Here is a 2699-nt window from a genome sequence, read left to right as displayed (position 1 = left end):
AGAAGATCTACCCCGACAACCCCGGCCTCGACGAACTCCCGTCTACTTCATGACCGTTGGCGCACGACCACTACACCACCCCACGGGACACGACCTGGGAACCCGGGGCCTTCGGCTGGTGCGCTCAGCAGGATTCGAACCTGCAACCTCTTGATCCGTAGTCAAGTGCTCTATCCGTTGAGCTATGAGCGCTCGGACGATCCCCGAGGGGACCGCGAGCGGGGAGTGGTGCGCTCAGCAGGATTCGAACCTGCAACCTCTTGATCCGTAGTCAAGTGCTCTATCCGTTGAGCTATGAGCGCTCGCCCCGTCGGCCTGGCCTACCGGGGCGTTGCGGGGACAACATTACATGACCCTCGACCTGGGGCGAAATTCATTGCCACCGGCCCCGTCAAGCGGTCACGGCCCAGCCGTGGCGGACCGTCGCCCGCCGACCCCGACAACGCGGAAGCCCCGCCGGCCGATGGCCGACGGGGCTTCCAACGAGGCGGAGGCGGAGGGATTTGAACCCTCGATGGACGATAAAGCCCAAACCGCATTAGCAGTGCGGCGCCATAGACCGGACTAGGCGACGCCTCCAACACCCGGACCACGACCGGCGAACCGGCGCACTCCGTGCGACTGCGATGATGCCACAGCCGCAGGCCCCGGCACCAACCACCACAACGATACTGGCCGGGTCGTCCGCGACGCAAAGAAGAATGAGATACTCCAGTCTCCGAGGAGAGCCTGTGCCGCGCGTCGCAGCGGCGGACCGTAGCCGTGAGGAGACCTGTCGACGTGAGCAGCAGGCCGACCCGAGGCGCTGCTCGCCTCGCCGCAATACTCGACGCACTACCCGACCCGCTGCTGCTGGTGAACAGCAACGGCACCGTGGTCGACGCCAACAAGGCCGCCGTGGAATGCCTGCAGGCACCCGGCACCTCGCTGGTGGGCATGGGAGTGCTGGACCTGTTGCCGGAGTTCGACCCCAGCCGAATCCCCGGTTCGATGCGGCCACCGGCGAGCGAGACCGAGAGCCTCGACCGACCCGTCCGAATGACCGCCCGTCGCACCGACGGGAACACCTTCACCGTCGAGGTGTCGGGCAACGACTTCACCGACGACGGCGAGGGCTCGGCCCCCGGCTTCGTCTCCTACGCCACCGCCGACCAGGACCTGCTCCTGCTGCTGGTGCGTGACCTGTCGGTGCGGCTCGGCGTGGAGACCGAACTGCGCCGTCAGCACAAGCAGACCGAGATGATCCTGCGGGCCGCCGCCGAGGGCGTCCTCGGCGTCGACCTGGAAGGCCGCGTGGTGCTGGTCAACCCGGCCGCCGCGCACATCCTCGACTACCGCGCCAGCGAGCTCGGCGGCCGCGAGCTGCACCCGCTGATCCAGCACTCCCAGCCCGACGGCAGCCCGCTCGCCGCCGAGAGTTCGGCGCTGATGGACACCCTGCACTCCGGCCGCAAACACCGGATCCGCAACACCGTGCTGTGGCGCAAGGACGGCGTCCCGGTCACCGTCGACCTGACCACCGCCCCGGTCCGGGACGGCGAGCAGCTGGTCGGCGCGGTGATGACCTTCACCGACCGGACGGCCGAACTCGCCCTGACCGCCCGCAACGAGCACCTCACCGCCGTCCTGGAGTCCGAACTCGGCGGCGCGCTCGGCGCGCTGCACCGCCGGATCGACGCGCTCGCCGCCGACCCGGCCGGGCAGCTCTGGCCGGAGGCCAACTGGACGCTGCGCCGGCTCGCCGACGAGTGCCGCCGCTTCGGCCGGCTGATAGACGGCGTGCTGGAGCACCAGCGCTTCGAGGCCGCCGCCGACCGCGGCAAGGCCGAACTCGACCGCGAGGGCGTCGGCCTGGACGAGGTGGTGCAGCTCGCCGTCGAGGAGGCCGGGGAACTGGTCGGCCCCGGGCGGGTGCGCTACTCGGTGCACGCGGCGGCGGTGAAGGTGATCGCCGACCGGGAGCGCCTGGCCCGCGCGCTGGCCCACCTGGTCGCCGACGTCAGCGGCGTCACCCCCTCGCTCGACCCGGCCCGCGCCGAGGCGGAGGCCGCCGCCCACGGCGGGCCGTTCGATCCGCCGTCCGGCGGGCAGCCGCCGATGGTGGTGCTGGCCGCCGCCCAGCGCGGCGAGGTCGCCCGGATCGAGGTGCGCGGCCCGGCCCGCACCGCCAGCCCCGTCCACCTGCCGATCGCCCGCGCCGCGGTGCTCCGGCACGGCGGGGTGCTGCAGCGGCACGACCTGCCGAACGGCGCCGGCGCGACCTACGTGGTCGAGCTGCCGATCGACCCGGAGAGCGACTCCTCCGGCGCCCCGGTCAAGCGCCAGCACGTGCCCAAGGACTCCGACACCGCGATGCTGCCCGACCTGCCCGGGCAGGGCGGCGCCCCCAAGCCGGGACCGGCCGCCGCTGACGAGTCGTCAGCGGCCGAGCCCGCGCCCGCCGGCGCGGAGGCCGCCGAGACCCGCGGCTCCGGTCGCCGCCGGGCCCGGGCCGCCGCCCGACTGGAGGCCGCCGGCGGGGACACGGCGGACCAGGCGCCGCGCGCCCCGATCGCGCTCGGCCCGGTCACCCCGGCCGCCGACCGTCCCGAGCCGGCCTCGTCCGGCGAGTCCGCTCCTGACGCGCCGGGTACCCCGTCCGGTGCGGCCGGCGCCGAGGCTCCGGTCGGCGAGCCGACCGGCCGGCGACGGCGCCGCGC

1 protein-coding gene and 3 tRNA genes are annotated in these 2699 nt (G+C 73.0%); 1 reads left to right on the top strand and 3 read right to left on the bottom strand.

The features are described from left to right. Positions 1-116: 116 nt before the first annotated feature. The 3 genes from AB0K51_RS34745 to AB0K51_RS34735 form a co-directional block, all read right to left on the bottom strand. A tRNA-Arg gene (locus tag AB0K51_RS34745) sits at positions 117-192 on the bottom strand. 34 nt (positions 193-226) lie between these two features. Then, a tRNA-Arg gene (locus tag AB0K51_RS34740) sits at positions 227-302 on the bottom strand. Between the two features lie 186 nt (positions 303-488). After that, a tRNA-Ser gene (locus tag AB0K51_RS34735) sits at positions 489-579 on the bottom strand. 201 nt (positions 580-780) lie between these two features. Here AB0K51_RS34735 and AB0K51_RS34730 point away from each other — a divergent pair. Beyond that, a partial coding sequence (locus AB0K51_RS34730; RefSeq protein WP_363462278.1) for a PAS domain-containing protein occupies positions 781-2699 on the top strand: 1919 nt, incomplete at its 3' end.

This window comes from Kitasatospora sp. NPDC049285, assembly GCF_040678815.1.
Lineage (GTDB): Bacteria > Actinomycetota > Actinomycetes > Streptomycetales > Streptomycetaceae > Kitasatospora.
This window is presented reverse-complemented; position numbering and strand designations above follow the sequence as displayed.